The following is a 26,244-nucleotide window of genomic DNA, read 5'->3' on the forward strand; positions in this document are numbered from 1 at the left end:
GTGTGCAGCATGCGTCCCGACACTCCTGCTGACCACCACGCCGAAGCCGAGCGCCTGCTGCGCACCGCGGCGCAGTACCCGGAGGACCAGGAACCGCTGCTGCTCCAGGCCGCGGCCCACCTGGAACTGGCCGGTGACCGCGCCCGTGCCACCACGCTCTACGGCCAGTTGCTCGCGGCCCCGGCCGAGAACCTCGCCCTGGTCAAAGCCCTGCACGCGGCCAACCTCTGGGAGTACGGCCACGAGGCCGAAGCCCGCGCCATGATCGACGGCATCCGCGCCTCCACCCCGCAGGACCCGGCCCCCTGGGCCATCGTCGCGGAGACCCTGGAGGCGCACGACGAACTCGACGCGGCCCACGCCACCTTCACCAAGGCGCTGACCCTGCTGGTCGACCCGTCGGAGGAAGTCCCTTACGCGGCCCGGGCCCTGCTCACCGGCCGCCACCGGGTCAGCCGCGCGCTGGGCAAGCAGCACGACGAGTGGGACGCCCTCGCGGACCGCCTGCACACCGGTGACATCGGCCTCGACGAGCTGCACGACCCGAAGCGGCTGTGGGCCCTCGGCTCGAACGACCCGGCGGTGCTGCGCGCCGAAATCGCTCGCTTGCAGGCGGAGTTGGGCTCGTACCGGGCCGCGCTGTCCCGGCCGTTCCCGGTGGCGGTGCTGTACTGGCCGGCGGCCGAGTTCGCCGAACTCCTGGCGGCGTACCCGGCGCTGGAGCCGGAGTACCCGTCCCACGCCACGCATCTGACCCGGATCGAGTCGGCGCTGCGGGAGCTGTCCGCGGGCGGCACGACGAACCTGGGCATCGTGACGGGGAACGTCCCGTCGTACGAGGCGTTCGCGGCGTCGGAGTCCGCGTCCCCCTCGGACACCGATCTGCTGCCGCAGTACGCGACCATTCTCGCGGCGCGGGGCCGGGCCACGTCCTGGCCGCCCGCGCGCAACGCGGCCTGCTGGTGCGGGTCGGGGACCGCGTACCGGGACTGCCACGGGGCAGCCTGACGAGCAGGCTCGCCACCCGCGGTCAACTCCCGTGCGGTGGCGGCCTGTTCAGGTCCCGGTCGGTCAACGGGCCGACCGGGCTGGCATATGCGGACGGCATATGAACATTCTGTGCCTACCCGTGATCCAGACCCTTACACCTGTGCTGTTGTTCACCATTGAACAACAGCGATTTACCCAGGCATTCGGGACAAGTCGGCACGTCGTGCTCCTCTAGGGTCCGGGAGCATGAGCACTGCCATCACCCCCCGAACCACCGCACAGCACCCCGTACCCGACCGCGTGCAGCACCCCGTACGCGTCCTGCGCCACGTCTGGATCCCGCTCAAGGACGGCACCCGCCTCGCCGCCCGCATCTGGCTCCCGGCCGACGCCGAAGGGCCCGTGCCCGCCGTCCTGGAGTACATCCCGTACCGGAAGAACGACGGCACCGCGGCCCGTGACGTGACCCTGCACGCCCCGTTCGCACGGGCCGGTTACGCCGCGGTGCGGGTCGACTGCCGGGGCAGCGGTGACTCAGGGGGCGTCATGCTCGACGAGTACCACGCCACCGAACTGTCCGACGCCCTCGAAGTCCTCGCCTGGATCGAGGAACAGGACTGGTCCGACGGCCAGGTGGCCATCATCGGCAAGTCCTGGGGCGGCTTCAACGGCCTCCAGATCGCCGCGCTCGAACCGCCGCAGCTGCGCTGCATCGTCACCGTCTGCTCCACCGACGACCGGTACGCCGACGACGTGCACTACGCGGGCGGCTCGCTCCTCGCCTCCGAGATGCTGCCCTGGGCGGCGACGATGCTCGCGTACAACGCCCGCCCCGGCGACCCGGCCGTACTCGGCGAGTCCTGGCGCCAGGAGTGGCTGGACCGGCTGGAGCAGACCGTCCCGTACGCCGAGGAGTGGGTGACCCACCAGCGCCGGGACGCCTACTGGCAGCACGGCTCCGTCTGCGAGGACTACGCGGCCATCAAGGTCCCGGTCTACGCGGTCGGCGGCTGGCTCGACCAGTACCGCGGCGCCGTCTTCCGCCTCATGGAGAACCTGGACGTCCCGGCCAAGGCGATGCTCGGCCCGTGGGCGCACACCTACCCCCACCAGGCCGAACCCGGCCCGGCGATGGACTTCCAGGGCGAGTGCGTGCGCTGGTTCGACCACTGGATGGGCGGCGTCGCCACCGGCATCATGGACGAACCGGCCGTCCGCGCCTGGATGCCCGACCCCACCCCGGTCGGCTCCGACCTCGACGTACGCCCCGGCCGCTGGGTCGGCGAGCCGTCCTGGCCCGCGCCCGGCATCGAGGCCCGCGCGATACCGCTGACCGAACTCGGCGGCGACAGCACGAACACGGGCAACGGCGACGGGGGTGGCAGCGATGGCGGCAGCACCGCCGTGCTCCGCTCGCCGCTCGCGCTCGGCTCGACCGGCGGTGACTTCCTGAAGTTCGGCGACGTGCCCGGCCAGTACGCGGACCAGGCCCCCGACGACGGCCGCTCGCACACCTTCACCGGGCCGCCGCTGACCGAGCAGCTGGAGATCCTCGGCGTCCCCGAGGTCACGCTCCGCGTCACCAGCGACCGCCCGCAGGCCCAACTCGCCGTCCGGCTCTGCGAGGTCGCCCCCGACGGCAGCTCCAAGCTGGTCACCACCGGCCTCCTCAACCTCACCCACCGCGACGGCCACACCGACCCGCAGCCCCTGGAACCGGGCCGCGCGTACGAGGTGACGGTCCCGCTCTTCGGCATCGGCCACGCCTTCGCGGCCGGCAACCGCGTCCGGATCTCCGTCTCCGCCTCCCTGTGGCCGTGGGTCTGGCCGTCCCCCGAGGTGGTGGCCCTGGACCTCGACACCTCGTACGGCACGCTGACCCTGCCGGTCCGTGCGCCGCGCCCCGCCGAGGAGGCGGCGCTGCGCCCGTACGGCCCGCCGCGCGGGGTTCCGCCGCACAGCATCGAGTCGGTGGGCATACCCGGCGACCGCAAGGTCAGCCACGACGTCGAGACCGGCGAGCAGATCATCGTGACCACGCCCGCCGACGGCACCATGACCGACCACACCGACGGACTCACCCGCACCGGCAGCGACCTCAACCGTTTCCGGATCGTCGAGGGGGACCCGCTGTCCGCGACGGTGGAGAGCGACCGCGAGGAGTCCATCTGCCGCGGTGCGTGGGCGACGCGGGTGCGCACCCACTCCCGGATGACCGCCGACGCCACCGACTTCTGCGTGGTCAACGAGCTGTCCGCGTACGAGGGCGCCGGCGAGGCCGAGCGGGAGATCTTCACCCGGACCTGGTCCTTCACCGTCCCCCGGGACCAGGTGTGAGGCGCCGTACGCCGGGCCGCCGCCCGGTGCGGGTGCTGGCCGCCGGGCTGCTGGCCTTCGTGTCGTTCGCCGTCCTGTCGGGCTGCGGCAGCGCCGCGTCCGTCGGCGGCGGGAAACCGACCGTGGTCATCGGGGCCAAGCAGTTCACCGAGCAGTGGATCATCGGCGAGCTGTACAAGCAGGCGCTGACCGACGCCGGTTACCACGTCGAGCTGAAGTCGAACATCGGCTCCACCACCATCATCGACGGCGCCCTCACCTCGGGGCAGATCGACCTGTACCCCGAGTACACGGGCGTGATCCTCCAGGTGCTGGCCAGGAGCAAGTCCGTACCGCACACCGCCGCCGAGACGTTCCGCCAGGCCAAGGCGTACCAGGAGACGCGCGGTCTGACGATGCTGCCGCCGACGCCCTTCCAGAACCGCAACGCGGTCGCCGTGAAGCCCGCGTTCGCGAAGAAGTACGGGCTGAAGACCATCAGCGACCTGAAGAAGGCGGACCATGTCGTCTTCGCCGAGTACCCGGACAACATGGAGGGCGCGCTCGGCTACAAGGACATGGTGCGGTCGTACGGCCTCCCCAACACCTCGGTGAAGACCCTCAACATCGGCCTTCAGTACCCCGCGCTCGACCACGGCCAGGTCGACGCGGCCGACGTGTTCACCACCGACCCGCAGCTGGCCCGCGGTGGTTACACCATCCTTGAGGACACCCAGGGCTATTACGGCTTCCAGAACGTGGCCCCCGTCCTGCGCAAGGGCGTGCAGGAGGAGCAGGGCCCCGGCTTCGCCAAGGTGCTGAACCAGGTGGACGCGCTCCTCACGGACCAGGCGATCCGCGAGATGAACCGGGGGGTCGACACCGTTCGGCTCGCCCCGTCCGAGGTCGCCGCGAAGTTCCTGAAGGCCAACGACATCCGCTGACGGGGCCGCCCCGGCCACTGCGAGCCGGGCGCCCTCGCCCGTACCCATGCCCATGCCCAGGAGAAACTCCCCATGAGCCAGGAAAGCCGTCACGTCTCCCGCTCCGCACCGGAGGCTGTCCGTACCACCCTTGCGGGCGCCACCGCGGGCGCCGCCCCCACCGCGCAGGAGATCGTCTTCGACCATGTGGTCAAGACGTACCCCAACTCCCCCTCCCCCGCGGTCGACGACCTGTCGCTGACCGTTCCCGCAGGCGAGATCTGCGTCCTGCTCGGCCCGTCCGGCAGCGGCAAGACGACCGCGCTGATGATGGTGAACCGGCTGGCCGAACCGACCGGCGGCGACATCCGCATCGGCGACCGCTCCATCCGCGATCTCGACCCGATCCAGCTGCGCCGCTCCATCGGCTACGTCATCCAGCAGACGGGCCTCTTCCCTCACCTCTCGATCGCCGCCAACATCGCGACCGTCCCGAAGGTCCTCGGCTGGGACAAGAAGCGCATCAAGGACCGGGTGGCGGAACTCCTCGACCTGGTCGGCCTGCCGGTGGCGGAGTACGGGTCGCGCTACCCGGCGCAGCTCTCCGGCGGCCAGCGCCAGCGCGTCGGCATCGCCCGCGCGCTCGCGGCCGATCCCCCCGTGATGCTGATGGACGAGCCGTTCGGCGCGCTCGACCCCATCACCCGTGAGCACGTGCAGGACGAGTTCCTGGCGCTGCACGCGCGCATCCGCAAGACCGTGATCTTCGTGAGCCACGACATCGACGAGGCCGTGAAGATGGGCGACCGCGTCGCGATCCTCCGCGAGGGCGGCAAGCTCGCCCAGTACGACACCCCGCAGACGCTGCTGCAGAAGCCGGCCGACGACTTCGTCGCCCGCTTCGTCGGCGCGGACCGGGGCCTGAAGCGGCTGTCCCTGATACGCCTCCGCGACCTGGACCTGACACCGGACCCCACCGGCTCGCCCGAGCTGCCCGCCCTCCCCGGCGATGCCACGCTCCGTTCCGCGCTCTCCCTGATGGTGGCCGAGGGCACCGACGCCGTACGGGTCACCGGGGACGACGGCGCGGTCCTCGGCACCGCCTCGCTGGACGCCGTACGGAAGGCGGGCACGGCATGAGCGTCAGCCCGGTCATCCCCGACTACGGGGACCCCTCCACCTGCGTCGCGAACAACTCCACGTTCTGCGCGGACTGGTTCTCCGACCACTGGTCCACCCTCTTCTGGCCCGCGCTGGTCCAGCACATCGAGCTGACCGTGGCCGCCGTCGCCATCGGTTTCGTGATCGCCTTCCTGATGGCCGTACTGGCCCACTTCCAGGGCTGGTTCGCGATGCCCGCCTCCGCGGTGTCGTCGTTCCTCTACACCGTGCCGCCGCTGGCGCTCTTCCAACTCCTGGTGCCGGTCACCGGGTTCTCCGTACTCACGGTGGAGATCGCCCTCGTCGCGTACAGCCTCTACCTGCTCTTCACCACGATCCTGACGGGGCTGCGCGAAGTACCCGAGGACGCGGTACGGGCGGCGCGCGGCATGGGCCTCACCCGGCGGCAGATCCTCTTCAAGGTCGAACTGCCCATGTCCCTGCCGTCGTTGATCTCCGGGCTGCGGGTGACGACGGTCATGACGATCGGCACGGTCGCCATCGCCGCGTACGTCATCGACTCGGGCCTCGGCTCGCTGATCCTCAAGGCGCTCCAGTCACCGTTCAACACCCAGTTCATCGGCGCGGGCGCCCTCGCGGTCGCCCTGGCCCTGTCCGCGGACGGGCTGCTGGTACTCGCCGGACGGCTGCTCACCCCGTGGGCCCGGAGCAGGAAGGCCGCGTAAATGGACACCTTCATGGGCTCGTTCACCTTCATGCACGACCGGCTGCCGCTGATGCTGGAGAAGACCGGCCAGCACATCTGGATGTGCGCGGTGGTCATCGCCATCTCGCTGGTGGTCGCCGTACCGGCCGGACTGTGGCTGGGACATCTGCACCGCGGCGAATTCCTCACCACCAGCATCTCCAACATCGGCCGGGCCCTGCCCAACCTCGCGGTCATCGCGATCGGCCTGGGCATCTTCGGCCTGAACTTCGTCAACATCGCGGTGGCCCTGCTGATCACGGCCATCCCCCCGATCCTCAGCCAGGCCTATCTGGCGGTCGACCAGGTCGACCCGGACATGGTCCGCTCGGCCCGCGGCATGGGCCTCACCTCCCTCCAGATCCTCCTCAAGGTGGAACTCCCCCTCGCCCTCCCGCTGCTCTTCTCGGGCATCCGGATCGCGGTGGTGTACGTCATCTCCTCAGCCACCCTGGCCACGGTCGCGGGCGGCGGCGGCCTCGGCGACATCGTCCTGGGCCAGGCCAACTACGGCCTGGAGGGCGTGATCGCGGCGGCACTGTGGGTGGCGGCGCTGGCGCTGCTGGCGGACGGGGCTATTGCTCTGGTTCAGCGGGTGTTGGTACCTAAGGGGCTTCGGGGTTCGCGGGGGTAGCCGGCGGAGCTCGGGGCGGCCACCGAGCGGCAACCTACGTTCTGACCACCCGGTCGGTGCGAAACGAAGGACCCGTCCTCCAGGTCGGGTCCTTCGCCCGTTCCCGGGCGAAGGACGGGGATCGCCACGCACCGAAGCGGCACTGTCAGTGGTCCGTAGCAGAATTGACTCATGAGCACCGTCGAACCGTCGTCGCCCGATGTCTCCGAGCGTATGAGACGTCAGCCGCGCCGGGACACCCGCCAGGAGAAGGCGGTGCGGAAGCTTCTCCATGCCTCGGGCCATCGATATCGAGTGGCATGGAAAATCCCGGACATGCCCCGGCGATCGGTCGACATCGCCTTCACACGCGCCCACGTGGCGGTGTTTCTCGACGGATGCTTCTGGCACGGCTGCCCCGAACACGCCACGCAGCCGAAGTCCAACGCAGAGTGGTGGAAGGAGAAGCTCGCCAAGAACATGGCGCGGGACAGAGACACCACTGAGCGGCTGACCGAGTCCGGCTGGACAGTCCTGCGCTTCTGGGAGCACGAATCTCCGGCCCGGGTGGCCGAACAGGTAGCGGACATCGTCGACCGGGAGCGATCCGGGCGACAGTCCTGAGTCAATACGAGGGGGAACCGAATGACGAGTGCACTGCGGTTCGTAGATGTGTGCGCCGGGGCCGGTGGGCTCGCGCTGGGGCTGGAGCAAGCGGGGTTCTCACCTGCGCTGCTGCTGGACAACAAGCCGGTCGCCTGCGAGACGCTACGTATGAATCGGCCGGCATGGAACGTGGTGAGCGAGGACCTGCTCGACTTCGACCCGGCCGACCACAAGGAGGCCTACGACGTCGACCTGCTGTCCGCAGGGCTGCCCCGCGTGAAGTCGTCGGCCACTTTCAGCCGGAGTGACAGCGAAGCGGAACGGCGACTCCTGGAAGCAACGATCTATCTGGCGCACGCCGTACAGCCACGTGCACTTCTGTTGGAGAACGTTCCGGGGCTGGCCGACTCCCCCGCGTACGAAGATATCCGCGACTTCATCCGCGCGGAACTGACCCACCTCGGTTACCGATTCCGCTGGTTCGTACTCAACGCGGCTGATTTCGGGGTGCCCCAGGAGCGGAAGCAGGGGGTGATGGTCGCGCTCAAGAACCGCTACTTCGACGCGTTCCGGAAACCGGATCCCACAGTGCGCGAGCACGTGTCGGTGGGACGGGCGCTGCGCCGCTCCATGGCCGCACGAGGATGGCAAGGAGCCGATCACTGGGCGGCTCAAGCCCTCTCGGTGGCGCCGACGCTCGTCGGTGGGTCCGAGAACCGCGGCGGGGCGGACCTGGGGCCCACCGGTTCCAAGAAGGCCTGGGCCCGGATGAGGGTCAACGGTGGCTCCGTGGCCGACGAGGTGCCCGGTCCGACCGACGAGTGGGATCCGAACCCCGGTGCCTCAGGAATGATTAAGATCACGGACGGGCAGGCGGCCATCCTCCAGGCGTTCCCCACCGACTGGCACTTCGCCGGCAGGAAGACTGCCCGATACCGGCAGATCGGACATGCCTCACCTCCACCGGTAGGCCGAGCCCTGGGTCTGGCAGTGGCCCAGGCCCTGCGTTCCTGATCTTGGACTGCGCCTTGGGGGCTCTGGCCGGTGCGATCGCACGTGCGGTCGCACCCGTCCCCGCTAGCTACACTTCCCTCCCATGAACCACGTACCTCAGCCACGACCACGACCTGCGGATTTCCGCATCGTGGACCTTTTTGCAGGCCCCGGTGGCCTGGATATCGGGGCCGAGGTGCTGGGTATCAAGAGCATCGGCGTCGAGTGGGACGACGCCACTCGCGCAACCAGGGCAGCGGCAGGTCTCCGAACCACCACGGAGAAGGACGTCTCCGAGCTGGGCCCCTGTGACCCCGAGGTCGAGGACGCGAATGTCCTCACCGGTGGTCCCCCGTGCCAGACATTTTCGGTCGCGGGGAACCGCGAGGGGCACAAAGCGCTTGAGGTCGTGAAGCGTCTGGCCACACGCCTGGTGGGCCACGAAGACGCAGCCGCCTTCGAGCTCGCGTGGAAAGAGGTCAAGGCCGAGACCGACGCCATGTCCGACTCCCGCACCGGCCTCGTACTGCAGCCACTGCGATGGATCATGGAAGCCCAGCTCAAGCGCCGGATGCCGTACGACGTCGTCGTCCTGGAGCAGGTACCGACCGTCCTGCCGGTCTGGAAGCATTACGCGCAGATCCTCAAGAAGGCCGGGTACGCCGCTGAAGCACACGTCCTGCACGCCGAGGAGTTCGGCGTCCCGCAGACCCGTCGGCGTGCGGTGCTGATCGCGCAGTACGCCCCGGGGCACGAGGACATGGCGGTCGCGTTCCCCCGCCCGACCCACCAGCGATACCGCACGGGGGTCGCTCGGCTCCCCGAGTCGGACGGACCGGACCAGCAGACACCTCTGTTCACCAACCCCGACAGTGACACGCGGATCCAACGCTGGACAGCGATGCAGGACGTCCTGCGCGAGCGGCCACGCGATTTCGAAGTGGTGTCCAACTACGGCTCGGGCGGCGATCCCAAGAAGCGTGGCCGCCGCACCTCCGAGGAGCCGGCGGCGACAGTCACCGGAAAGGTTCGACGCAACCGCGTCTTCCATCTGAAGGAAATCAAATCCGGCGCAAAGGAGATCGGCGAGGAGTTGGAACGGCTGTCGTTCGAGGAAGCCGGCCTTCTCCAGTCCTTCCCGAAGGCCTATCCCTGGCGGTCGACCGATGTGGCCCAGCAGATCGGCAACGCCATTCCCCCGCGCCTCTCTCTCCATATCCTGAGCAGCGCACTCGGACTCGGACGGCCTGAGCCGGAGTTGTTCGAGAAGTTGAGTTCGTGGAAAAGGACACCTCCGATCCAGGACTAACCCGAGAAACACCTGAGGCCGTGGCACCAGCGCCGTTCAGCCACTACCCGGCAGGTTCCTCGGACATCTCCCTCGCTCGTGCAGACCGGGCATCAGCAAAGAGCTCCGCAAAGTGATCGGCGAGTAGAGCCACCGAGTCTTCCGGAGCCTGCTCCTCGTCCGGGCCCTCCGGAAGCTCGTGGCGGCGTACCGGCCCGGCCGACTCGGCAGCCTCGATCCACTCCCGCAGCGGCCCCCCGTCGTACATGACGTCGGGAGCGAGGACGTCGTACATGAGGGTGGCCGCCGACGTGTTGACCACCTTGGCCAAGTGGTTCACATCGCGGCCGGTACTCACGGTGCCCCGCTCGATGAGGCGCACCATCGCCTGAGCCGTGGGGCGATGATCGATGGCATCGAGCCGCAACACGGTGTTGAACATGTCCTGCTCCTCGCAGGCGATCTCCACAGGCCGGTAGTCGGGCCCGTCACGGAAGAGTTCCGCCGCCCACCACAGCCGAGCAAACGACTGGGTGTAGTGGGCGCCACGAAATCTGCGTGCGGCGACCGTCTGCTTCTTCCCGTCCTTGCCCTCCTGCGACATGTGGCGCCAGACCACGTAGTCGGGGGCAACACCCAACGCCAGGTAGTTCCACAGTCTGCTGTCGGCCGCCTCTCGTCGGTCGAGTCGCAGTGCCGCGTGGAGCCGAGGGGCGAGCCAGGCATCGGCCTTGGTCGGCCTGTCGTCGCGGCACTTGTGCATCACGTCGTCGATCAGGTCGCGTACCGGGCCGAGCTCCGCACGGGCTTCGCCTCCCGGCACCGGCTCAGCAATCTTGTTGAGCGCGATGGCAGGCACGTCCTCCTTGCCGGTGAGCAGCCCTTCGGTGAGGTACTGGGCAGCATTGAGGTCGGAGAGCAGTGCCAGGCGTTCGGGCAGGTGGGCCGGCTTGTCGGTCATGCGTCGTTCTCCTGGTGGAGTCGGTCCAGGCCGCGGATGGTGGTGGACAGGGCCTTGGGCACCTCGGCCCGACGGGCGGCGGCGAAGTGGATACGCGGCTGAAGATCCGTCCATCCTGATGCGCCGGTGCGTCGCCGGTGGACCTCGCGCAGTGCCTCCTCGACAGGTCGGCCCGGCACGACATCCGGAAGCATCTCCCGAAGGACCTCGCCCCGCCAGTCATGGGGGAAGAGCGGCGTACCGTCGTCCTCGATCTCCAGGTCCCCGATGGCGGTGTGGAACACAGCGGTCCACACGTCCGTGCACATCTGGGCGAGTAGCAGGTCTCGGACCAGGCCCTCCACCGAGGAGCCGTTACCGCCGACGAGGTCGGTGATGCCCTCGAAGTCGGTGTTCACGTGCACTGCAGGCAGCCGACCGGAAGTGTCCACGACCCAGGGCACCTCCCGGAAGGGGCGAAGCCACTCCGGACCGCTTCCGAAGCCGACCTCGACCACATCGAGTTCCCGCTGCCTCAGAGGGGACTCGGCCGTCAGGTCGACAATCCACTCCTTTTCCCTCTCCGACGACGCGATCACACGCCCTCGCACCCCGTCGACCGTGGCCACCACATGGACGGCGAGGGCCGCCCGGTCCAGATGGCTCGCACGCCACAGATCCAGGTGACCGATCCACTGCCGCCCGCCCTCGGCCTCGGGCGCCAGACGGACAGCGACTCGTGTGTTGGTCGCCTTCTCGGTCAGTACTGCGACGACCGACACGTCGGACCAGCAGCTGTCGGGCTCGGTGGCTTTGGCCGAAACAGTGGCCGACAGACTCAGGCGAGCACTCTCCCAGTCGTCACGCTCGCTCTGTCCGAGCGCCACCACCTGCTCGACGACCGAAAACGCCTTGGTATCGAGTGGTTCCCGGCTCTCTCCAGGCCCCTTCAGGACCACCGATGTCACACGCAGGGACACAGCGCCGGGAAGCCGCTTGTACGGGTAGGCCCTCATGCCGTGTCCTCCTTACCGGAACGGAGCTCGACGACGAGGCCGGTGAGTGTCGTCCGCACCCGGTGGGTCGACACGTCGGTCACCCCTCGGAAGGAAGCGCGCCGCGCACCCGGCGCGAAGTGCAGTACGCCATCGATCAATTCGCAGTTGTGCACAGCGGCAAGCTCGGACCAGGCCACCACAGGTCGGGGACCCGACCGCACGTCCAATTTGGCTACCGGTGCAAGGCGCCAGGAGTCTCCTCCAGCAGGAATCTTCACCTCTACGGACACACACCACGCGCCGTCGGCGTCGATTCGAGCTTCCAGTTCGTCCAGTGTCGGCAGGCCGGCAGGGCCGGTGGGGCGAGTCACCTTCTTCCCACCCACGGCGAGTCGCTTGCGTAGCCGATCGGTCGTATCGCCGCCCCGCCGCTTCGCCTTGGGCAGTGTGACGAGCTCACGTACGGCTCTGTTGGTGTCACGAGTCAGCGTGGCGATCCGCCGGTACGCGGAAGGTGAGTACCGCATCCGCAATTCGTCCGTCTGTCCCCACTTGTTGTGCTCAGGAGGCTCGGAGGCCCGGAGGAACGTCTCGGCCTCGTCGGCGAACGGCGCGTCGTCGCCCGCGGCCTGTCCGGCGAGCAGAACGGCCTGGAACGGATTGGTACCCAGGGCCAGATCGGGGACCCGGCTGGTCCCGACAGTCATCCGGTTGCCTCGCATCGCCGCCACGGTGTTCGGCTTTCCGTCGGGGTCGTCCGCGTCGGTCACGAGCAGAACTGCCCGGTGCTCGCCGCCCGTCCTTCGCCCCGCGAGACCCGGCACGTTCAACGGCACTGTCGTCATGGCCACTTGCCCCGCCTCGGTCAGGCGCTCCACGGTCGCACCGTCGAGGAAGGCCTGGAGCGCACGGGTACGTGCGGGTTGTGTGACACGGGGGTCGACCCGCTCCTCAGCGATGGTCTCCACTCCGTTGCGCAGCGTCCGGACAGATGCCTCCAGCAGAGGTCGCCCGTTGCTGCCCGTGGTCATCGCAGCCCAGAAGTTCCGTCCGAGTGCCTGGACAAGACGCTTGTGCATGCGCTGCACGCTGTCGTCGTCCTCGCCCCCGTCCTCATCCGTCGGCTTGGCTTCGGCGAGGCTTGCCACGTCGTGGGCCCCGACGATCAGGAAGGAGGTACCCGGTTCGGAGCTGTCCCGCGTGAGGTGCAGCCTCTCGACGGTCTCCTCGTCGGCCCACCACGAGCGGGCTACGTCCGCGCTGTCCGCCGAGCCGGGGTCCGGCCGCCCGAACCAGGCGGGCCCGGCCCAGGGTTCGCCGTCCACCTCACGCCACGGCAGATCGAGGCGCCCGATGAGCCGTCGTTCGGTGCGCCCTTCATGCGGCTCGGACAGGGTGGAATTCATGAGCACGAGACCGAGTCGGCTGGTCGCCCAGAGCGTGGCTTTGCCCAGACCGTACGAACCACCGGCGCCGCTCAAGGACTTGTGGCTGTCCAACTGACGTCGGACGACAGCAGCGAACCTACCGGTCTCGTAGTCGTCACCGGTCAGCCCGGAAGCGTTGTAGTCGTCGACCCGGAGCAGGACCAACCGGTCGCGCTCGAACATGTCGCGCAACCCTGCGGCGATGACCTGTCCGACCTTCTGCTCCTGAGCAGCGGCGACCTCGTAGTGCGGGAGGAGTTCGTCCCAGCAGATCGCCTCACGGAAGCGGGCGAGCGATTCACCTGTGAGTTCGTGCAGCGTGTAGCGGACACGGACCGGCTGCGTACGGTCGAGACGTTCGTCGAGACTGTTCTGGGTGGCCTCACGGGCCAACACCCCGACATCGGCCTGGAAGGCGAAGGTCGCCGCATTGCCGTAGTCACGACCTCCGTCTGCGTATCCGGGGCGGTGGCACCAGGTGACGGGCGCGCCGGCCAGGGTGTCCGTGGTCCGCGTGTGGATCGTCCCCAGATCCGTGCCGAGGGCCGAGGCGATCTTCCTCACGGTCTCGTCCCGAGGTCGGGCCCGTCCGGTGATCCAGGCCGAGACGGCGGCGCGAGTGACTCCCACCGATTCCGCCAACTCGGTCTGCGTCTTCCTGGCGTTCTTCAACTGGCGAGCCAGCCAGGGCCCGAAGTCTTCTCCGGCCTCCACGTTCCACCCGTTCCCGGTCGTCACCACGCTGTTCGAGGACCGGGCCACGGTACCGCATCGATTGACATGACATCCAACTGTCTAACGGTGATTGACAGTCACTTCCCGACTCTCCGATTGCCCGAGTGGAAACCCATGAGGATTGCCCGAGAAAAAACCCTTATGCCCTTTATGGTCATTTCGAGTGCGAGGAAAATGAGAGACCGCATTCCGCCATTCCCTCTTGCGCCCCCCGAACACATTGGCTAGTTTCCTGGATCAACAACCCCACCCTCCACATGGGTTCGCCATTTCCGGTCCCAGTGCGTCGTATCCGTTCACCCGTGATGACGAGGGTGATCGACGCCCCTCAGGAAACACTCCCCCCACCTTCGCGTGTCTTCTGCTGCCCTGCACAAGCGTCACCCTTCCGCGAAGGCACAGTTCACATGTCTCAAATCATCGAGTCTGCGTTCCATTCCTTATGCAAGGCCGTCGCCGCGTACGACGGAGTCACGACCATTTCGATCCGGTCCGATTCCGATGACGCCCGGGGCATTCCGGGACCGGCATTCGCCGTACTTTCGACCGGAACCGGACCGACCGCCTTTGCGTCCCTGCTGACATCGTCGTGCACCTCCGACGGCGACAGGGCTGACACATCGCCCGGCCCTCTACCCCGTCCTCGTCTCTCCTGTGGTGTCTTTTGAAGTACTCGGGCCACCCTGCGAGGCTGCCTGTGCTCCAGGCTTCGGCTGCCTGCGACCTCTTACCCGACCCAGCTCCAGGAACGGAACTCCCGGTGTCCCACGCGCTGTCCCCTGTGATCAGAACTGTCATCGACCAGTCCGCTCGCGTCCTGGAGACCTATCGGGTGGACCCGGGACTCATTCCGGAACACGCAAATGGGGAGAGGCGGATCACCCAGGGCGGATACGGCGACCGCCAACTCTTCGAGTTGGTCCAGAACGCAGCCGATGAGATCGCGAACATGCCTGGCGGCAGGGTTCACGTCGTCCTCACCGAGACCCACCTCTACTGCGCGAACGAGGGAACTCCCGTCACCCCGGCAGGTGCCGAGACAATTCTTCGGATGAGCATGTCCAACAAGCGGGGCGGTCAGATCGGACGGTTCGGCGTAGGCGTGAAATCTGTCCTCGTGGTGTCGGACACACCGGAATTCTTCAGCAGAACGGGGTGCTTCGGATTCGACCGGGACTGGGCCTACGAACAGATCAAGGGCATTCCTGGAGTCGAGCGACTCGGTGAGAAATTCGAGGCACCTGTCCTCCGCATGGCCCGGCATCTCGACGAGGCCACCGAGCGACGCAAGGACAAGGTGTTGGACGAGCTCATGGGGTCACCCGACACGGCGACCGTGGTCCGTCTCCCCCTGCTCGACGGGGCGGCCGAGCGACTGGGCCAGGACATGCACGCCCTGCCGGTTCAACAGCGTGGCGAGGACAGCTACAAGCCTTCCGCACGCGAAGGCTTCCCGACGGGTTTTCAGCTCTTCTCGCCGCACGTGGGCAGTGTGACCCTGGAGGACCGCAGGCATCACCCCCTCATCCGTCGGGTGCTCACGACGGAACAGGAGGGGAACGTCCACACGGTGCACGAGGAACGCTCGAAGCGGCAGCTGTCGACATCCCGCTGGAAGGTGTTCACCCACACTCACCAACTCACCGAGACTGCGCGCCGAAGCGCAGGCGAGATGCATTCCCGTGTGGCACTCGACGTGTCCTGGGCCGTGCCCGGGTACGGTCACGACGAGAAGTCCGGACTCCTGACGACTCCGAAGGGGCGAGGCAAGTTCTGGTCGTTCTTCCCCACCAAGTACGACATGACGTTGAGCGGCGCCCTCAACGGCGCGTGGAAGACGAACGAAGACCGGCAGAACCTGCTGGACTCCAGCCCGTTCAACGAAGAGTTGATCCAGGTCGGCGCTCGACTTGTCGTCGATTCGCTCCGCCATCTCGTCCCTGCCGAAGACCCGGCCGCCTATCTACCGCTCCTTCCGGGGCGCCCCCGCGAGTCGGAGACCGTCAGCTGGGCCGACCGCTACCTGACCGGTCAGATCTGGTCCATGGCCGCCCAACTCCCTTCGCTTCCGGATCAGAACGGCGACTTGTGCGTACCGCGTGATGTGAACACCCATCCGGACATGGGTAAGGGAGACGCGTCTGCGCTTCGTTGGCTGAAGACGTGGAACGGCTGTCCCGGCCGGCCGGCGAACTGGCTCCACCCGTCCGTCGAAGCCAACACCCTCCGTGCCGGCAAGGTCGAGCACATCCTCAAGGTGGCGAACCGGCGGCGCGCCACGGTCCGTGAATGGCTGGAAGCGCTGGTGGCGAACGGAACCTCCGAAGCCTCCGCCGCCGCGATCCGCATTCTTGCCGACATGATCCGCGTGGCCTCCCCGTTCGCCGAGGAGGCCCGCAAGGCCCGCATCGTGCTCACCGAGGAACACGGGCTGGTCCCCCCGGTCGCCGGTAAAGTCTTCCGACACGCCACCTTGGACGGCCTCAAGGACGACCTCGTGTACGTGGACATGAGGCTTTCGGACGACCTCTCCTTGTCCACCGACCTCGCTACCGTCGGCATCCGTGAGGCAGATGCCCGCGGCCGTTTCATCGGTGTCCTCGACCAAGGCTTCGCGGGCTACTCGCCCCAGGACTGGACCCGGTTCTGGGAACTGTTCCACAGCGCGGGCAGCAGCCACATCTCGGGCGAGGTCCATTCGCGGCTCCCGACGCCGCTCGACACCCTGAACGTGCGGACGGCTGACGGCCGTTACCGTCCGATGCGGGACTGCATGCTGCCGGGCCCGGTGTTGAACGGAACCAGTGACCCGTCCATCGCGGTGGACATGGGCTTCCACTCCGACGACCTCAGCTTCTTCCGTGAGGTCGGCCTTCGCGACCGCCCCTCCGGTGGCTACCGGCCGGAAGGCGAGACGTGGTTCGACGAGTACAAGGAGGCGCTCTACCAAAGCTACTGCCGGAAGCTCGACGACCGCGCGAGCAGGCCGCTGATCTCCCGTATGAAGCTCGAAGGAGCAGCCGTGGGCGGGCCGCTCCACCTACTGCCCCGGATGTCGGACCAGGCTCGGGCCGACTTCGTCAAGGTGTTGTCCGACGACTCGGTCGTCGACCAATGGACCAGGCAGATCGGCGCCCAGGTCGCCACGCGCCAGGCGACCGCTTCCCCGATTCGTTGGATGCTCAGGCGACACGGAATGGTCTCGACATCGCAGGGCCTCAAGCGGCTCGGCAATGCCGTCGGCCCACAACTCGACGCCTACCGCGATGTACTGCCGGTTGCCGCGATCAGCGCCGAGAAGGCACGGAAGCTGGGCCTTCCCACCACCCTGGACTCCGTACCGGACGAACACTGGAGCCAACTCCTGACGGAACTGCTCCGCAGCGAGGACGACGCGTTCGTGGGCAACACCTACGTGATGCTGACCCGTCTGGAAGTCAATTTCCCGGAGGACTCCCTTACCCGGTGCCGCGTCGGCAAGGAGTGGGACACCCGCGAGGACAGTGAGATCGCTGTGGCCGCTGGGCCCGAGGAGTACCGGGCTCTCCGCGCCGAGCAACTCCCCGCGCTTCTCACGGCCGGTCCTGAGGATGCGGCTCTGATGGTCAAGCAGTGGGGCATGTTGCCCTTCTCCGATGTCGTCACCAAAGAGACCCGGCACGTCGCCTCGGGCGAACCCGTGCCGCTGCGCGACGAGTTCCCCACACTTCGTCTGCGTCTGGGGAACCGCATCAACAATTACAGCCTGCTGCAGTGCTCCGAGTTGGAGGAAGTGCTCCGCACCCCGAACGGCATCCGGCCGACACCGCTCAGGAGCGCACTGCTGGGCACCACCGTGCTGGTGCTCACGCCCGAGGACCGGTTGTCGGCGCTCATGGCCGCGGACCTTGAACTCCGTTGGGGATTGGGCCGATCCGGATGCGAGGCGGTGTTGGCGGCGCAAGAACGACAGGAGCAGGACCAGAAGGTGCAGACCGCCCTCCGAGCTGTGCGGGAGTCCCCTGCGGTCGTGGACAAACTCCGACTTCTGCTCGGTGCGGACACCCTGCGTCGTGGGCTTCCTGCCGGCCTCCTGGAGAGCGAGCGCGCAGACCTCGACGGAGCGGACCCGTCCCCACAGCGCATCGCTCAGATGGCGTTCAACGCGCACGGCGACGGAGTACTCCAGATCCACGTGAAAGACCTGGCTGCCGCGTATCCCAGCATCGCCCCGTCGTCGTTCACCGGCGCGGGCTCTGCGATCAAGTTCATCTCGGACCTCGGCTTCCCCGATTCCTTCGCAGGTTCCCGTGCCCCCGCATTGAACCCGAAAATCGACGTGCCGGGTCCTTCCGAGTTCCCTCGTCTCCACGACTACCAGGAGCGACTCGCCACCAACGTCTTCTCCATGCTGGACCGTCTCAGCCCTCAGCGCGGGATGCTCTCCCTGCCCACGGGCGCAGGAAAGACCCGGGTCACCGCCGAAGCCGTCATCCGCTGGGTCAAGCAGAACGAAAAGCTCGACGGGCCGATCCTGTGGATCGCTCAGACGGAAGAGCTCTGCGAACAGGCCGTACAGAGCTGGCAGTTCGTGTGGTCGAAGGTAGGTGCTGAGACGGAACTGGCCATCAGCAGGTTCTGGTCGACGAACGAGGCCGGACCGGTCGAAGGGCGACCGCACCTGATCGTGGCCACGGACGCCAAACTCCGCATCAACCTCGGCACCGAGGCGTACGCCTGGCTCAGGGACGCAGCACTGGTCATCGTGGACGAAGCACACATGGCGATCGCTCCGCAGTACACGGAGATCCTGGACCACCTCGGTCTGAATCAGTACCGCACCGACCGTCACCTGCTCGGCCTGACCGCGACGCCCTTCCGGAACACCAATGTCGACGAGACCCAGCGCCTGATCCGGAGGTTCGGTGGAAGGCGTTTGGACGAGGGCATCTTCCTTTCGGGCGACCCTTACGACGAGCTTCAGAAATTGGGCATGCTGGCACGCGTCGAGCACCGCGAGTTGGCCGGCGGCACCATCGAGTTGACTCGGGACGAGAAGGAACGGACCGACCAGCTCAGCATCTTGTCCAAGGCCGCCGAGCAACGTCTGGCGGACGACCACGACCGAAATCGACGCATCATCGACGAGATCCGGCGTATGCCCGCCGATTGGCCGGTCCTCGTCTTCGCGACCTCCGTGAGTCACGCCAAGTTCCTGGCCGCGAAGCTCAACGACCAGCACATCTCGGCGGCCGCCGTCGATTCGGCCACCTCATCCACCGACCGGCGGAATCGGATCGCCGCGTTCCGTTCCGGCCGAACGCGGGTCCTCACCAACTACGGTGTTCTGTCCCAGGGGTTCGACGCACCGGCTACCCGGGCAGTGGTCGTCGCCCGACCGACCTACAGCCCGAATATCTACCAACAGATGATCGGCCGCGGTCTGCGCGGGCCCCGCAACGGTGGCAAGGAAACCTGCCTGATCCTGAACGTTCGTGACAACATCACCAATTACGGCAAGGCTCTCGCCTTCACCCAGTTCGAGCACCTGTGGAGCGACAAGTGACCGACCCCTTCGTCGACAGCCCGCCGCTCACCGATGAACAGCGAGCCGTCGTGGAACAGCCCTGGGACGCACGCGTCCTGGTGACCGCCGGGGCGGGTTCGGGCAAGACCCACACGCTCGTGCGGCGGCTCGACGCCCTGGTGGGTCACGAGGAAGAGGCGTTGGGGGCGGGCGAGATCCTCGTCCTCAGCTTCTCGCAGGCCGCTGTACGCGAACTCCGGCAGCGGATCTCGACGCACGGACAACGGGCCCGACGGGTGCGGGTGCAGACCTTCGATTCCTGGGCGTACGGCCTGTTGACGCAGGCGTTCCCGGACGAGGAGTGGGGCCAGTACTCGTTCGACGAGCGAATCCGTCAGGCGACCGCTGCGATCACGAAGGGTGCGGTGGAGGCGACCGAGCTCGGTGCCCCTGCCCACGTGGTGATCGACGAGGTACAGGATCTCGTCGGCGACCGTCGGAACATGGTGGAGACGCTGCTGGACCGGTTTCAGAACTCGTGCGGGTTCACCGTCGTCGGTGACTCCGCACAGTCCATCTACGGGTTCCAGATCGCCGACCTCGACGCTCGGGCCGCCGAGACCGACTACTTCTTCGCCTGGCTGCGCACCTCGTACTTCGACGACCTCGTCGAGCTGCACCTGACGGAGAACTTCCGGGCCGACAGCGACGAAGCGAGGACTGCGCTGCCGCTCGGCCCGGCGCTCCAACAGCTCGGTTCCGACCCGGATGGGCCGGATGCAGCGGGCGAGCGGCTGCACCGCAGGCTGCGCGATCTCCTGCACGGTCTGCCCGACCTCGGCGAGCTCGCCACCCCGTTCAATCTGGACTCGCTGAAGGCGTTCCCCGGTACCTGCGCGATCCTCACCCGCGACAACCGTCAAGCGCTGGTGGTGTCGGAGACACTGTTCACGCACGGGGTACCGCACACCCTGAAGCGTTCTCTCAGAGACCGTCCGGTGCCGTACTGGGTCGCGGAACTGCTGCGCCGCACCGAGGCATCCACCCTCGCAGAGGAGCGCTTCCGGGAGCTCCTCGCCGATATTCCGTTGCCCGAAGACGCGGAAGTGGACCGTCTGTGGCATGCACTACGTCGAGCTGCACGCGGCCCGCGCGGGTTCATCGACGTACCGCAGGTACGCAGCCTGGTGGCCGAAGGGCGGTTCCCCGACGACCTCGCGGCCTCGGAGCCGTCCCGGTTGGTCGTGTCGACAGTCCATCGTGCCAAGGGCCTGGAGTTCGATCGCGTGCTCGTCGTGACGCCTCCCTCCCTCTCCGAACTGCGCAAGCAGGGTTTGGAAGTGGACTCCGCAGCTGAGGCAAGAACCCTGTACGTCGCAATGACCCGTCCACGCGAGGACCTCTACCGGGTGGCCTGCCCGGACTCCTCGCAGGTTCGCCGACACCGTCCCACCGAACGTCTGTACATAGGTGGGTGGAAACCCCATCAGCGCTTCGGGATCGTGGCCTCGGAGTTCGACATCAGCCGCGAGGAACCGCCGGGCGCGCACGATCCCGATGCCTCTGCACCGGTGGTACAGGACTACCTGGTGCGCAACGTCCGAGCCGGGGACGCCGTGGTCCTGCGACGCTTGCACGACATGCCGATGGGACCGGACCAGAGCCCGCCGTACACGCTCTACCACGGCGATCAACCGATCGGCGTGGCCTCCGAACAGTTCTGCAGGGACCTGCACCAGGTGGAGAAGGTCTCCCGCAACTGGGAGATCTCGTGGCCCCTGGAGATCGACGGCTTCCGGGTGAGCGCACTGGAGTCGGTGGCGGGCAGTGTCGCAGCGGGTACCGGTGCCAGGCTGGGCGGGCACGGGCTCTGGGTTGTTCCCCGGTTGTCGGGGATCGGTCGATACAGGCGCGACGCCCGCGCCGAGAAGGAGAACCAGGAATGACCTACGGGGGAGGGCGCCACGCCGCGCACTACCGGGCCCGCGAGGATCTCGTGGACCGGCTCCGCCGGGATCTGCTCGGTCCCGACGACGACGCGGACCGGGACGATCGTGAGGAGATCCTGACCCACGACGCGCCGATCACGAGGTACCCGATCGGTGTGCTGTTCCCACAGGCCGCGAACAAGGCCGCGAGTGAGCGGCTCACCGAGGACTACGCAAGCGAGGACGGTCTCGACGAGGCCCCCGTACTGAGCCGCGACAACATCGAGGAATCGACTCCGAACACAGAACTACCGGCGGCAGGTGATCGAAAGCCGTCCAGTATGGGGCTCACGTTCGCGATCGATCCGGCTGTCTGCTCCGAGATCGTGGTGACCTCGTCGGCGGCCGTGTACGACCCGATCGATGCCTCGGGCCGCCCCGTCTCCCCCCGGAGGGCAGAGGTCCGCACCACGGCCGACCAACGCGAACGCTGGCGGCGCCGGGTGCTCGATCTGCCGGCGGTCCGGATCGACATCACCCGTCCCGGCAAGTTCGGGGTGGATCCACTGGCCACCGGAGTGGAGCTGCACGTCCTGGTCCGTAGGCCGAGCCCGACGACCGGGACCGTGACGGTCACGGTGACGCTGATCAACACCAAGGTGATCGACGAGCATGCGCTCCAGGATGCCTTCGCCCTGTTCCAGCCCCGGCTGACCGTGGCCGCCGCCGACGGAACCTCGGCGTTCGTGGAACGCCCGGCCGCTCTCTCCGCTGTCGATGCCGAACTGGCCACGAGCCGCCTGCTGCACCGACATGCCCCCACCTTCGCCGTGGGACACGGCTGCGCGGCGGCCTGGGACTGGAAGCCGCCACCGGTCGGAATCACCGATGTGGAGCGCGCCGCGATCGCCGAGGTCCGCACCGAGTTCCTGCCCACCTACGAGGTGTTGCTGACCGATTCCAACCCGGAGATCGACGCCTCGTCCCTGGCCATGCACGACTTGGCGACACGACCGGACGCCGATGTTCTGACCGCACTGGAGAAGCTGGCACACGGATACGCGCAGTGGATCGCACGCAAGGACGCGGAAGCCACCGCGTTGGCGTCCACCTCGTACGAGAGCGCCGCGGTGGAACAGATCGCTGCCTGCCGACAGGCATTGGCGCGGATGCGCGAGGGGATCGAACTGCTCCGTGAACAGCCCGACGTGATGCGGGCGTTCCGGCTGGCCAACGAGGCGATGGCCGAGCAGCGGGCCCGTAGCGCCTGGGTGAAGGGTGGGCGTCAGGGCGACCCCGATGTCACGGCAGGACAGTGGCGTCCCTTCCAGATCTCGTTCGTACTGCTGTGCCTGGCGGGCATCGTGGATCCGGACCATGACGACCGTCGCATCTCGGACCTGTTGTGGTTCCCGACCGGTGGCGGTAAGACCGAGGCCTACCTCGGCCTGATTGCCTTCACCACCTTCCTTCGTCGCATGCGGAAGAAGGAACGTGGCGCGGGCGTCACCGTACTGATGCGGTACACCCTTCGGCTTCTCACACTGCAGCAGTTCGAACGTGCCACGATCCTCATCTGCGCGATGGAGCGCATGCGTCGGGCCGATCCTGCGCTCCTCGGCGAGGAGGAGATCTCGATCGGCATGTGGGTGGGGCGGTCCGCCACCCCCAACAAGTTGAAGGTCGCCGAGGCGAAGCTCAAGGACCTGAGAGCGCAGAAGACCCTCCAGACCGAGAACCCGGTGCAGCTCCACGCGTGTCCCTGGTGCGGTACCCCTCTCGACGCCCGGCACTACGAGGCCGATGTGGAAGCGCGACGGATGTACGTTCGCTGCCCCGGCACGTCGTGCGAGTTCTCCAGCGGTCTGCCCGTGCACCTGGTGGACGACACGGTGTACGAAGCCCGTCCGACGCTGGTCATCGCGACCGTCGACAAGTTCGCGTCGATGCCCTGGCGGGAGCAGACCGCCGCACTGTTCAACCGCGATCGTCCCGGCGACCGCACCCCGCCCCCGGAGCTGATCGTCCAGGACGAGCTTCATCTGATCTCCGGCCCGCTCGGCACCCTGACCGGTCTGTACGAGACGGCTGTCGACGCACTGGCCGACCTACCGAAGGTCATCGCCTCCACGGCGACGATCCGTCGCGCCTCGGACCAGGGTCGGGCACTGTTCGATCGCGAGGTCCACCAGTTCCCGCCGGCCGGCCTCGATTCCCGGGATTCGTGGTTCGCGGTCGAGACACCCCGCGAGGAGAAGGCGAGCCGCCGATACGTCGGCCTGCTCACCCCTGGCACCAGCCAGTCGACTCTGCTGATCCGTACGTACGCGACTCTGCTGCACCAGGCGATGCGTACCGATACCACCGAGGACGTGCGCGACGCGTACTGGACGCTCGTCGGCTACTTCAACAGTCTGCGTCTCCTGTCCGCCGCCGAACTCCAGGTACATGACGACGTGGTGGCCTACCTGGAGTACCTGGCGGAGCGTGACGGCACGGCCGTTCGCGGTACGAGCGGCTACTCCGAGTTGACCAGCCGAATCGATGCCAGCGCGATCCCGGCCCGCCTGAAACAGATCGAGAAACGGCTCCCGGACCCGGACACCGTGGATGTCCTGCTTGCCACCAATATGATCTCGGTCGGTGTCGATGTGGACCGCCTCGGCCTGATGGCCGTCATGGGGCAGCCCCAGACCACGGCGGAGTACATCCAGGCGACGAGCCGCGTGGGCCGTAGCCGTCCCGGCCTGGTGGCAGTCATGCTCAACTCGTCCCGGGCCCGGGACCGTTCGCACTACGAGAACTTCCAACACTTCCACTCCGCTTTGTACCGGGAGGTGGAGTCCACGTCCGTGACACCGTTCTCCTCCCGTGCCCGTGACCGGGGTCTGCACGCCGTCGTGGTCGCCCTGACCAGAATCCTGATCCCGGCCGCCCGCTCGAACGATGGCGCCGGTCGCATCGATACCTACCGGGACCAGCTGGACGAGCTGATCAAGCCCGTGGTGATGAGTCGCGTCCGTGGCGTCGACGACGCCGAGTACGAGGCGACGTCCCAGGCCTTCGACGAATTCGTCAACTGGTGGTCCACGGAGGCCGAATACAACGGCGGCCTCTTCTACGAACCTGTGCGCGGGAAGAGGATTCCGTCCCTGCTCCGGGCCTACGACGACGAGTCGGAGGACGCCGAAGCCTGGCCGACTCTGTGGAGTCTGCGCGACGTCGACGCCGAGTCCGTCCTGTTCATGGAGGCATCCCGATGACCCCGCCCCCCGCCCGCCGCATCCGGGCCGCCGGTGCGCCCCGCAACAATCTCCCGCGACGCGGCGCCGTACGCCGCTCGCAGATGATCACCACGTACGGCGTCGGTTCTCTGATCGCCGTCGACAACGAGTCGTTCATCGTCTCCGGCATCGACGACGCGGACCGGTCCTGGGATCGCGACGAGGCCCCGGTCATTCATGAACACCGTCTCGCCCGGGTCCTCAAGGTCGACCACTTCCGGCTGCCGCCGGCCTCGGACGATGCCAGCAAGGACGGAATACGGGTCCGTCGCTTCCCTCTCTGGCATTCCTGCCCGGAATGCGACTCGCTTCAGCACGTTCGTGACTTCAACCCACCACCTGGCAAGAACATCTGCACGGACTGCGAGGAGGACCTCGTTCCGTCCCGTTTCGTGATGGCTTGCGAGCACGGGCACATCGACGACTTCCCGTACTGGAAGTGGGCCCACCGGCACAACCGCGAGGACGGTGGATCCGGGCACTGCGGCGGGGAGATGCGGTTGCGTACCTCGGGCCGCACCGCCTCTCTCCGCTCCATCCTGATCTCGTGCACATGCGGAGCGCCCGAAGTCTCGATGGAGGGCGCGTTCCGCCGGTCCGCCCTCGCCGACCTCAAGGTCCGCTGCTCCGGCAAGCGCCCCTGGTTGAAGGGAGCTCCTGCGGAACACTGCGCGGAGCCCCCACGGACGCTCCAGCGAGGTTCGTCCATCGTCTGGCAGCCGATCCTCAAGTCCGCGCTGTCCATTCCCCCCTACAGCGGTGGACTCGCAGCCGATCTCGACGGTCATTGGCAGAACCTGCGCGGATTCTCGAATCCCGGCGAGATTGCGGGCTATCTCAAGGGTGCCTTCAACGGGAAGAAGGTTCCTTCTCTGGACGCTGTACTCGAACTGCTCGCGGCGGAGAATCACGAGGAAGCCGCCACCCCTGACGAAAGCCGCGGGCAGGACGGCCCCTATCTCGCTCTCCGCCGTCAGGAGTACGCGCGGCTCTGTGACGGGAACTCCGAGCGGGCACAGGACCGTGCAGAACAGTTCATCTGTGAAGAACCGGCAACCGACTCCTCGTTCCTGCGTCCTCTCGGCCTCGATACCCCCATGCTGGTCAAACGACTGCGTGAGGTGCGAGCCCTGAAGGCCTTCTCCCGGGTAACCGTCCCCGAGGCCAACCTCGAAGTCCATGAGGCGGCGTTGTCCTTGAAGCCGACGAACTGGCTTCCCGCGATGGAGGTCCACGGCGAGGGAGTATTCGTCCGACTCGACGAGGAGCGCTTGGACAAGTGGGCCGCCTCGGTGGCAGTCGCCGCACGCGCGGACCGGATTCACGCCAACCACCAGCGCGCCCTGCGCGAACGTGCGTCCGATCCACAGCAGGTGCCCGACTCCCCCGCGTCTCCCCGCATGGTGCTCCTGCATTCGCTGGCGCATGCACTGATCAATGAATGGAGTCTGGACGCGGGCTACCCTGCGTCTTCACTCCGCGAGCGCCTGTACGCGGACGACTCGATGGCCGGTCTGTTGATCTACACCGCGACCAGCGACTCAGCGGGAAGCCTCGGTGGTGTCGTGGCACAGGGCGAACCGGATCGTCTGTCGAAAGCTCTCCGGGCAGCGATGCGCCGAGCCGAATGGTGCTCTGCCGACCCGCTGTGCATCGAGACGGAGGCCACCGGAACCAGCAGCACCAATCTCGCCGCCTGTCACGGCTGCATGATGCTCCCCGAGACGAGTTGCGAGCACAACAACGGTCTCCTGGACAGAGCCCTTCTGATCGGGACCCCGGAGGACCCCGCCATCGGGTTCTTCCACAACGCACTGGCCCTGTGACCGT

General features: G+C 67.4%; 16 protein-coding genes. 13 read left to right on the plus strand and 3 right to left on the minus strand.

Going from position 1 to position 26,244, the window contains the following annotated elements; genetic code table 11:
* The first annotated feature begins 9 nt into the window (after window positions 1–9).
* The 9 genes from OG709_RS12290 to OG709_RS12330 all read left to right on the plus strand — a co-directional run bounded on the left by OG709_RS12290 (window position 10) and on the right by OG709_RS12330 (window position 9,617).
* Window positions 10–1,008, plus strand: coding sequence for an SEC-C metal-binding domain-containing protein (locus OG709_RS12290; RefSeq protein WP_250298626.1), 999 nt, complete (start codon window positions 10–12; stop codon window positions 1,006–1,008).
* 228 nt (window positions 1,009–1,236) lie between these two features.
* A complete protein-coding gene (locus tag OG709_RS12295) occupies window positions 1,237–3,327 on the plus strand; it encodes a CocE/NonD family hydrolase (RefSeq protein WP_329166032.1) in 2,091 nt (696 codons plus the stop codon).
* Window positions 3,324–4,250 carry an ABC transporter substrate-binding protein gene (locus OG709_RS12300; RefSeq protein ID WP_250298628.1) on the plus strand — a complete coding sequence of 309 codons (927 nt, stop codon included), beginning with the start codon at window positions 3,324–3,326 and terminating at the stop codon, window positions 4,248–4,250. Before OG709_RS12295 ends, OG709_RS12300 begins: the two co-directional genes overlap by 4 nt.
* Before the next feature lie 72 nt (window positions 4,251–4,322).
* On the plus strand, window positions 4,323–5,369 hold the full coding sequence (locus OG709_RS12305; RefSeq protein ID WP_250298629.1) for an ABC transporter ATP-binding protein: 1,047 nt from the start codon (window positions 4,323–4,325) through the stop codon (window positions 5,367–5,369).
* Entirely contained in the window at window positions 5,366–6,076 is a 711-nt protein-coding gene (locus tag OG709_RS12310; protein ID WP_250298630.1) for an ABC transporter permease, read from the plus strand. Before OG709_RS12305 ends, OG709_RS12310 begins: the two co-directional genes overlap by 4 nt.
* Entirely contained in the window at window positions 6,077–6,730 is a 654-nt protein-coding gene (locus tag OG709_RS12315; RefSeq protein WP_329166034.1) for an ABC transporter permease, read from the plus strand.
* 171 nt (window positions 6,731–6,901) lie between these two features.
* Window positions 6,902–7,333 carry a very short patch repair endonuclease gene (locus tag OG709_RS12320; protein ID WP_329166037.1) on the plus strand — a complete coding sequence of 144 codons (432 nt, stop codon included), beginning with the start codon at window positions 6,902–6,904 and terminating at the stop codon, window positions 7,331–7,333.
* 21 nt (window positions 7,334–7,354) lie between these two features.
* The gene (locus OG709_RS12325) at window positions 7,355–8,329 is read left to right on the plus strand and encodes a DNA cytosine methyltransferase (RefSeq protein ID WP_329166039.1); all 975 of its coding nucleotides are present in this window, start codon (window positions 7,355–7,357) and stop codon (window positions 8,327–8,329) included.
* A gap of 130 nt (window positions 8,330–8,459) precedes the next feature.
* A complete protein-coding gene (locus tag OG709_RS12330; RefSeq protein ID WP_329166041.1) occupies window positions 8,460–9,617 on the plus strand; it encodes a DNA cytosine methyltransferase in 1,158 nt (385 codons plus the stop codon).
* A gap of 43 nt (window positions 9,618–9,660) precedes the next feature.
* Here OG709_RS12330 and OG709_RS12335 read toward each other — a convergent pair whose 3' ends face one another.
* The 3 genes from OG709_RS12335 to OG709_RS12345 are packed head-to-tail and all read right to left on the minus strand — an operon-like array spanning window position 9,661 to window position 13,675.
* A complete protein-coding gene (locus OG709_RS12335; RefSeq protein WP_329166043.1) occupies window positions 9,661–10,557 on the minus strand; it encodes a DUF6339 family protein in 897 nt (298 codons plus the stop codon).
* Window positions 10,554–11,552, minus strand: coding sequence for a hypothetical protein (locus tag OG709_RS12340; RefSeq protein WP_329166045.1), 999 nt, complete (start codon window positions 11,550–11,552; stop codon window positions 10,554–10,556). The genes OG709_RS12335 and OG709_RS12340 overlap by 4 nt, the downstream gene beginning before the upstream one ends.
* On the minus strand, window positions 11,549–13,675 hold the full coding sequence (locus tag OG709_RS12345; RefSeq protein ID WP_329166047.1) for a helix-turn-helix transcriptional regulator: 2,127 nt from the start codon (window positions 13,673–13,675) through the stop codon (window positions 11,549–11,551). The genes OG709_RS12340 and OG709_RS12345 overlap by 4 nt, the downstream gene beginning before the upstream one ends.
* Before the next feature lie 781 nt (window positions 13,676–14,456).
* On the opposite strand from OG709_RS12345, the gene OG709_RS12350 reads away from it, so the two are divergent.
* Genes OG709_RS12350 through OG709_RS12365 form a run of 4 tightly spaced genes read left to right on the plus strand, consistent with a single transcriptional unit; the run spans window position 14,457 to window position 26,240 of the window.
* Window positions 14,457–19,241: a DEAD/DEAH box helicase gene (locus OG709_RS12350; protein ID WP_329166049.1), complete on the plus strand. Its 4,785-nt coding sequence runs from the start codon at window positions 14,457–14,459 to the stop codon at window positions 19,239–19,241.
* On the plus strand, window positions 19,238–21,148 hold the full coding sequence (locus tag OG709_RS12355; protein ID WP_329166050.1) for a UvrD-helicase domain-containing protein: 1,911 nt from the start codon (window positions 19,238–19,240) through the stop codon (window positions 21,146–21,148). The genes OG709_RS12350 and OG709_RS12355 overlap by 4 nt, the downstream gene beginning before the upstream one ends.
* The gene (locus OG709_RS12360; protein WP_329166052.1) at window positions 21,145–24,393 is read left to right on the plus strand and encodes a helicase-related protein; all 3,249 of its coding nucleotides are present in this window, start codon (window positions 21,145–21,147) and stop codon (window positions 24,391–24,393) included. Before OG709_RS12355 ends, OG709_RS12360 begins: the two co-directional genes overlap by 4 nt.
* Window positions 24,390–26,240: a DUF1998 domain-containing protein gene (locus tag OG709_RS12365; RefSeq protein ID WP_329166054.1), complete on the plus strand. Its 1,851-nt coding sequence runs from the start codon at window positions 24,390–24,392 to the stop codon at window positions 26,238–26,240. The genes OG709_RS12360 and OG709_RS12365 overlap by 4 nt, the downstream gene beginning before the upstream one ends.
* Window positions 26,241–26,244 lie beyond the last annotated feature (4 nt).

This window comes from Streptomyces sp. NBC_01267, from assembly GCF_036241575.1.
Classification (GTDB): domain Bacteria; phylum Actinomycetota; class Actinomycetes; order Streptomycetales; family Streptomycetaceae; genus Streptomyces.